Genomic DNA, 7,313 nt, shown 5'->3' with positions numbered 1-7,313 from the left:
AGGGTCACGAGCCCGAGCGCCGCGACGATCTGGCCGGCGACGAGATCCTGCGACGCCGCCAGCGTGCCCCTCTCACGGCTGCGCCAGCCGTTGGCTTCGGAAAGAATATAGGCGCCCGCGCGGGGCGCCTCGGTCAGAACCGTGGGCATGTGTATCTCCTGTGGTTGCCCCTGCGGGTGGGTTTCAGCCCTTGCGGGCGGTTTTCATCGCCGCGTCCCAGGTCGCGGCGGCGGACGGCTTTCCGCCCGCCTTGCCCTGCGGGCCGAGGTCGGGGTTGATCGCCGAGGCGAGACGCTGGCCAAGGCCGCCACCCTGGGCGCCGAGGCGCAGCGACTTCAACGCGGCCTTGCGGTTGAGCGTGGTGCCGAAGGCGAGATGCGCGGCCAGCGCGGGATTCTTGCCCGCCGCCGGATCGGCGAAGATCGCGGCGCAGCGGCTGCGCTCGCGCTGGCGGGCACGGGCCGAAGCCCCCTCGCCCGCCATTTCCTCGTCGTCGCCGGTCTCGTCGTCGGCCGGGTCCTTCTCGGGATCGTCCTCGGGCGGCGCTTCTTCGTCCTCGAGATCTTCGCCCTCGGCCTGTTCCGGATCGGGCTTGTCCTTCTCCGGATCGGTGGTCTGGTCTTCCGCCTTGCGGCGACCGATGCCCATCAGATGGGCGAAGCGGCTGGTGTCGGCCATCATCGGCAATTTCATGTGACGTCCTTTCAGGCAGCGTCGAGCTGGTCGAGAAGCGCGCGGAAGGCCTCGTCCGGGGCCATGACGGCATCGGCAAGTCCGATCTCGACCGCACCCGGGCGCGCGCCGGGCAGGCCGGTGAAACATTCGGCGTTCAGATTGGCGATGGCGGCGGGCTTCAGGCCGCGATTGCGCGCGACGGTCGAGATGAACAGCTCGCCCGCGACGTCGATTTCCGCCTGAATCCGGCCGCGCGCATCGTCCGACAGGGCCTCGAAAGGGTTGCCCTCGGCCTTGTGGGCGCCGTGCCTGATGATGTTGACGGTGACACCATCCTTGTCGAGGCCGCGCGAGATGTCGGTCAGCATGCAGATGATGCCGATCGACCCGACCCCGCCGAGGCGCGGCACGAAGATCCGGTCGCAGGCCGACGCCAGGGCATAGGCGGCGGAATAGGCGCAGTCCGACAGGATCGCCCAGATCGGCTTTCGCCCGCGCGCCCGATATATCAGGTCGACGAGGTCGAACAGGCCGGCGACCTCGCCCCCCGGGCTGTCGATGTCGAGAACGATCGCCTCGACCGAAGCATCGTTCAGGGCCATGAGGAAGGCCGCGCGGATGCCGTCATAGCCGGTCATGCCGGAATAGGGCCGCAGGCTGCCCAGCTTGGCGACCAGCGTGCCCTCGACCGGGATGCGCGCGACGCCCGAGATTACGTCATAGCCGCGATACTCCCCGGCCTCGACGCCTTCGGTCCAGTCGTCATTCGCCAGGATGACGGCGGTGCCGTCGGCCCGGAACAGCCGGGCGACACCGAAGCGATCGGCGAGCGCCGCCATGACCAGTTCGGCCTTGTCCTCGCGGATCGCCAGCGGCCGGTTGAATAGCCTTTGGGCCAGATGGGGATGCGACGTCATGGTGTCTGTCCTTCCGACATCAGCCCGGGGTCCTTCGACGGGCCGGCCCAGCTCGGCGGGGTCAGGCCCCGGGCCTTGAAGGCCGCCACTTCCCGGGCACGCTGGTCGATCACTTCTTCCCAATCGGCGCCGCCGTTTTCGGCCGCCTCGTCCTCGAGCGTGGAAAGCCCGGCTTCCATGCCGAGGACCGCGCCTTCGCGTTCCTTGGTCGGGTCGATCCAGCCGCGCCCCGGGCCGATCCAGCGGCAGGCGGCATAGCCCGCCCGCGCTTCCTCGAAGGACGGCGCGCCGGCCGGCATCGGCAGGCGATCCGGGTAATCGTGCAGTTCCCACAGGAACGAGGCATAGATCGGCGAGGCCAGCGACAGCGCGAAATCCCGGCGCCGGCGGACCATCGTCTTCCAGGCGGTCAGCAGCGCGCCCCGGGCGGACGAGTAATTCGTTTTCGACCAGTCCTTGGACAGCTGTTCGGCGGTGTTGCCGGTCTGGGCCGCGACGTTCCGCAGCATCGCGTGCTCGAAGGCGTCGAAGCCGTTGCCGGGCCGCGTGGCACCGACGGTTTCCAGCTTCTCGCCCGGGAACAGATGCGGCAGACGGGCATTGCCCAGCATCAGATTGGCGCCATCGTGGAAATCGTCACGCAGCCGCTGATAGGCGCCCAGCTCGCCGCCGCCGTCGTCGAGCCCGGCCTGCACGAGGTCCGTGTCGAAGGGCGAGGTGATGAAGGTCGCAAAGATCGCGTTGACGATCGCCGCCTGCAACTCCGCGCTGTCATATTTGATCAGCATCTTCAGGCGGTTGACGACCGGCGTCAGGATGCCGATGCCCCGGTTCTGGCCGATTTCCTGCGCCTCGAAGGAATGGAATACCCGGCGCCAGCCCGCGACCTCCCGCGTTACCCGCTCCCACTCCATCGCCTCGGGGTCGATCCAGGCCGCGCCAGGATCCCCCTTGCGGAAGTGATAGGCAACGGGCACGTCGTGATCGTCGATCTCCACCCCGTCGCGCAGGTATCGGCTGTCGGCCGCCATCATCGGGTTACAGAGCCTCTGCGGGTGGACCAGCCGGATGGCGGTGGCGTATCGCGCGCCGCCCGGGCCCACGCGCTCGGGCATGAAATGCGCGACGGCGATGGCGTCGCCCTCGACCAGGCGGTGGCGGAGAGAAATCCAGAACTGCTGTTCGATCGTCATCCGCTTCGACACATCGCCGTAGAGCAGGGGATCGTTGACGAAATGCATCCGCCACTCAGCCTCGACGGCGGCGGCATATTCCGCCGCCCAGGTGGCATCCAGCCGGCGGTCGATCCTCTGCAGCGCGCGATAGTCCGGCTTCGCCGACAGGCGGAATGTGAGGCCGACCGTCTCGTCGAGGATGGTCTGGACCGCGCCCGCGGCCCAGCCGTCGTTGCGTACCAGGTCCTGACTACGGGCGACGATCCGCTGACGGTCGACGAGGGCCGCATCGCCCGGCCGAAGCGGCGGATTCCAGTCCGCGCCCTCCGCCGCCAGCGGGTTGCCGGCATCATAGGGATAACGCGCGCCACCGGGCGAGGCGAGCCCAGCGCGCATGCGCCGCCCCGGCTGGCTCGCGGGTTTCATCGGCAGGCCGGCGGCGTCGAGGATCGTCATATCAGAACCGCAGGCCGATCGCGCGCCGGGCCGGCCGGGCACCGTCGAGCAGGGCGAGCTTCGCTTTCAGTTCAGCGACATAGGCCCGCAGCTCGCCGATATTGCCGGCGGTATAGGTCACCGCCTTGCCTTCGTAACTGACGCTGACGCTGCGCCGCCCGATGGAGAGGGCGTGCAGCGCCGCTTCCGCCTCGGCAAGCCGGGCGGTGATCACTTCGCGGTCCATGTCGGGTCCTTCAGCGGCGGGCGCCCGGCAGACGCCGGGCCAGGGTTACGGGCTTCGCCGGGGATGGGGCCGGCCGCGGCAGGGCCGGCATGGCGTCATCCCCGGCCGGGCCGGTCTCGGACCGGGCCAGGCTGTTGCGGGCAGGATCGGGCGAAGCCCAGGCCGGGGCAGCGCCGCCCCGGCCGATGTCGAACAATTCGGACAGCACCGCCAGCATCACCAGCAGGTCGAGCGGCTCGTTCCGGGGCGCGCCTTCCGGCCGGGTCCAGCGGCCCAGCTTGTCCCGGGCCTCGGCCGCCACACCCTCGAAGAAATCCGCGTCGTCACTGCCCTGCGGCCGACGAAGGCCGGCCGGCAGGCGGATCGCCGCCGTCGTCACCGGCGCGACCTCCCCGATATCGCCAGTACCATCGGCATTCTCACCGGCGAAGATCAGGCCCAGCCGCGTCGCGACCGTATCCTTGAAGGCATTGGGCGCGAAGCGCAGCACCGGCACGTCGCCCAGGGCCTTCACCTTGCGGTCGGCGCGCTGATGCTGCGGCCAGGTCAGGTCGATGCGCGGCGGATTCGCCGTGGACGCGCCCTTCGACAGCATCGCGGTATAGACCGGCACCTTGTGCCTGTTCTGCCCGAGGCGGCGAACGATACCGCGATCTGCCCGGCTCCAGGCCCGCCAGGCGGCATAGGCAAGATCGGTCACGCCCGCCTCGCCGGCGGAATCGATCAGCGCGCCCCGGATCGGCAGGTGACGCGATGGGTCACCCGCCATCGGATAGGTCGCGGACAACACCCGGTCGACGACAACCTGCCAATGGGCGGGACTCCGCGCCAGCGACAGCGGCGTGCCGACGGCATCGGCCGCGCTGACCTTGAAATGGTCGATCACGACGCTCTCGCCGCTGGTATAATCGAAGGCGCCGACCGCGACCTCGATCCAGGTCGAGTTGATATCGCAGGACGCGAACAGGGCGCCGAAGCCTTCCGGCACGACACGCAGGGGCAGATCGACCGCATTCTCGCGCAGGCTCTCCGCCTCGAGGCTGCCCACAGCCTCCGGGGCGCAGTAAGGCTCGCCCCAGCGCTTGGCCATGACCTCCCGCAGCTCGCGTTCCGCGTTTTCCGAGCCGCGCGCCAGCTTCCGTTCCGCCTCGACCCGGGCCGCCGCCAGCCCGCCCCAGCCGCCGGCGGTCCAGGGCGACATGAGCCCGTGAATCCAGAAACCCGCCATGTCGCTGCGGACAAGATCACCCTCGATCACCCCCTCGGGCGTGATCGTCTGGCCCTCGCCGATCCAGCAACCGGCGGCGTTCATCGCCCGGCGGTGACGCTCCTCGATCAGCTCATCGCAGCTCGGGCAGCGCAGGCGCGCCATGTCGCGAATCTCGTCGAGCGGCGCGGCGGCATCGTAATCGAGCACCATGCGCCGCGACGCGATCGGCGCCGGCGAGGCGACCGCATTGCAGATGGGACAGGGCCAATACCACAGCCGCCGGTCCGATCGCGCGAACCAGGCCATGATCCCGCGATCCCAATGCCCGCGGTTCTCGTCGAGACCGCTCGCGGCATCGGGATGCGACATGCCGACGATGATCGAGGCCGGCAGATAATATTGCCGGCGGATTTCCAGCCGCTCCCACGGATCGCCCAGGCTCTTGGCATAGAGGTCGATTTCGTCGGCGACGATGCGGGGCGCGTTCTTCGAGACGAAGGCGCCCGCGTTCGCCGCGAGGAAATGGGCATTCATGCCCCGGAACGCCTTGAATTGCAGGCTGTCGTTGATCGCGCCCGGCAGCTGGCGGCTCGCCAGGACATCGTGATTCCGGATCATCGCGTTGATCCGGTCCTTGACATAGGCGTCCCGCATCGCGTCGGTCGGCATGTACCAGAGGAAAGAGGCAGGATCCTCGGCGATCGACGCGAAGAACCAGTTCTCCGGAATCGTCGTCTTGCCAGACTGGCCGGGGCCGATGATCGCCATGCCGGTATGCGTCCCTTCCGACAGGACCCGTTCCGCCTCCAGCGTGTAAGGCGCGTCGTCATGCCGAAAGCCACCGCCGTTGATATAGCGCAGGTCCTCGACCACCTCGGGGATCGGCCGGCGCCGCGGCGGCAGCGCGAATTCCAGGGCATCGGCGATCAGCTGGCCGGGGTCGACATACTCGCCCATCACGACCGTCCCCCCATGACCTGCTGCAGGCCGCGCACGGCCGTCGTCCAACGCTCGTCGACCGACGCCGTCACCGCCCGCCGGACGTCATCCGGGATCGCGTGGCGGCGAAAGGCATCGCTGATCGCCCCCCGCATCGCCGCCGGGATCTGGGCGAAGACATCGCCCAGCGCGGCCCGCAGCGGCTCGGCCATCACCAGCAAGCCCGCTTCCTGATCCATCTTGCGCTGCTCGCGCTTGGCCCGGATCAGCTGATACTGCTGCGCTGGCGACAGGATCGCGTCGGCAGCCGCCTCGCCCATGCCCGGCAGCGACAGCTGGTCCACGAGGTCCAGTTTCGCCGCAGCGGCTTCCGCCTCTTCCTGCCGCTTCCGCTCCCGCCAGGCCTTGACCGCGTGCGGATCGAACTCCCAGGCCCTGCCCCGATCACCCCGCCCCACGACCGGCAAGTCGGGATAGGTTTTCAGCCAGCCCCGGAAAGTAGGCGCAGAAATCTCCAGTATGCGGCACATCTCATCGAGATTGACCGTAACCAGAGACGATCCGTCCATCGGAAACAACACCAGAAAAAGAAAGCGATTTCAATTAGTTAGCCACACCCAAACCCCAAGGCGCGAATTTACCCGTGGGGTGATGGGGGGCCGGGAGGGACCCGTGACATTTTTGCACTACAGGCCGGCGCCGCGGATCGCAGCGGTGATCTCGCGGGCGACCGCTTCCGTGAGAAGTGCCTTGACGGTCGTGTAGACCGTCTCGCGAAATCCGAACCGCGGTTCATAACTGGCTTCCCCGACGAAGCGGACAAGCAATTTGAGGCCGGTCATCGACTTGGACCCGGCGTTCAGCCGACCCTTGGTTCCTCGCGACCCGTCGCGCCGCTCCCCACTCTTCGGTCGCTGCCACACGCCGCCGATGGTCTCGCCCGAAGAGCGGAAGGTAATCTGTCCGACGAAGACATCGCGCCGCCCCTTCAGTCGCTGCAACGCCTTGGCCGGCAAGTTGCCGTAAGCGTTGAGACCAGCGCCGACCGGGATCACCAGCGCGCGCCGTTCCGGTCGGCGGGTTCCGCCCCCCTCCTCGATCCGCAGGTACCTGGCCTGCAGGGGGCGGACGAACACAGCGGCCTTGAGCGCACCCTTGCGCGCCGCCTGTATCGCGATCCCCCGCTGGGTAAAACTGTTCGGACGATCGAAGCGGTTCGGAAGGCTCGCCTCGACCTTTCCCTGCGCCGCCTTTGCAACTGTGGTCAGGGCCTTGGCCACGCCGAACTCGACCTGCCGTCCGATATTTCCGAACACACCGGGGCGGCGCCTGACGACTTTCGACATCCGGCGCCCCCGACATGAAAATGCCCGGCCGGGACATTATCCCGCCGGGCACACGAATGAGAATGGTGATAGTGTCAACGGGTTACGCCCGCCTGTCAAGCCTGATCGTCACGAACCCAAGGCCGTTCCACCAGCGCGAGGGGGCGCAGCCTGTGACGGGTCAGGCGGCCCGTGTCCTGTCGCAGGGCATAGTCGAGGAGGACGAGGCCGTGGCGCCACTGCGTCCAGGCGCGGCGGGCGAGGGTGATGCCCGGCCCCCTGTCGATCAGCTCCAGCGGGCAGTAGGTGGCCCAGCTGCCCCGCCCCTGCCCCTCGCACCGCTCGACTACGGGCTTGCCCCGGCTCCACAGCGGCCGGAAGGCATAGCGG

8 protein-coding genes are annotated in these 7,313 nt (G+C 68.5%); all 8 read right to left on the bottom strand.

Annotation, left to right across the window (positions count from 1 at the left end):
* Positions 1-183 precede the first annotated feature (183 nt).
* The gene (locus WAZ62_RS21985; protein WP_422645657.1) at positions 184-693 is read right to left on the bottom strand and encodes a hypothetical protein; all 510 of its coding nucleotides are present in this window, start codon (positions 691-693) and stop codon (positions 184-186) included.
* Between the two features lie 11 nt (positions 694-704).
* Positions 705-1,592: a S49 family peptidase gene (locus WAZ62_RS21980; protein WP_422645656.1), complete on the bottom strand. Its 888-nt coding sequence runs from the start codon at positions 1,590-1,592 to the stop codon at positions 705-707.
* Complete coding sequence (locus tag WAZ62_RS21975) at positions 1,589-3,223, bottom strand: phage portal protein (protein ID WP_422645655.1); 1,635 nt, start codon at positions 3,221-3,223, stop codon at positions 1,589-1,591. The genes WAZ62_RS21980 and WAZ62_RS21975 overlap by 4 nt, the downstream gene beginning before the upstream one ends.
* Position 3,224: 1 nt before the next feature.
* Positions 3,225-3,449 (bottom strand): gpW family head-tail joining protein, encoded by a 225-nt coding sequence (gene gpW, locus WAZ62_RS21970; protein WP_422645654.1) that lies wholly within the window; start codon positions 3,447-3,449, stop codon positions 3,225-3,227.
* Between the two features lie 10 nt (positions 3,450-3,459).
* Complete coding sequence (locus WAZ62_RS21965; protein ID WP_422645653.1) at positions 3,460-5,616, bottom strand: terminase gpA endonuclease subunit; 2,157 nt, start codon at positions 5,614-5,616, stop codon at positions 3,460-3,462.
* Positions 5,616-6,167 (bottom strand): hypothetical protein, encoded by a 552-nt coding sequence (locus WAZ62_RS21960; protein ID WP_422645652.1) that lies wholly within the window; start codon positions 6,165-6,167, stop codon positions 5,616-5,618. The genes WAZ62_RS21965 and WAZ62_RS21960 overlap by 1 nt, the downstream gene beginning before the upstream one ends.
* Before the next feature lie 117 nt (positions 6,168-6,284).
* Positions 6,285-6,944 (bottom strand): hypothetical protein, encoded by a 660-nt coding sequence (locus WAZ62_RS21955; RefSeq protein WP_422645651.1) that lies wholly within the window; start codon positions 6,942-6,944, stop codon positions 6,285-6,287.
* Positions 6,945-7,039: 95 nt separating this feature from the next.
* A partial coding sequence (locus WAZ62_RS21950; RefSeq protein ID WP_422645650.1) for a hypothetical protein occupies positions 7,040-7,313 on the bottom strand: 274 nt, incomplete at its 5' end.

It is taken from the genome of Zavarzinia sp. (assembly GCF_049306435.1).
In the GTDB taxonomy this organism is placed as follows: Bacteria; Pseudomonadota; Alphaproteobacteria; order Zavarziniales; family Zavarziniaceae; genus Zavarzinia.
This window is presented reverse-complemented; position numbering and strand designations above follow the sequence as displayed.

Coding starts and splice junctions, on each gene's coding strand:
- gpW (WP_422645654.1), bottom strand. CDS start 3,449: ATGGACCGCGAAGTGATCACCGCCCGGCTTGCCGAGGCGGAAGCGGCG.
- WAZ62_RS21960 (WP_422645652.1), bottom strand. CDS start 6,167: ATGGACGGATCGTCTCTGGTTACGGTCAATCTCGATGAGATGTGCCGC.
- WAZ62_RS21955 (WP_422645651.1), bottom strand. CDS start 6,944: ATGTCGAAAGTCGTCAGGCGCCGCCCCGGTGTGTTCGGAAATATCGGA.
- WAZ62_RS21965 (WP_422645653.1), bottom strand. CDS start 5,616: ATGGGCGAGTATGTCGACCCCGGCCAGCTGATCGCCGATGCCCTGGAA.
- WAZ62_RS21985 (WP_422645657.1), bottom strand. CDS start 693: ATGAAATTGCCGATGATGGCCGACACCAGCCGCTTCGCCCATCTGATG.
- WAZ62_RS21975 (WP_422645655.1), bottom strand. CDS start 3,223: ATGACGATCCTCGACGCCGCCGGCCTGCCGATGAAACCCGCGAGCCAG.
- WAZ62_RS21980 (WP_422645656.1), bottom strand. CDS start 1,592: ATGACGTCGCATCCCCATCTGGCCCAAAGGCTATTCAACCGGCCGCTG.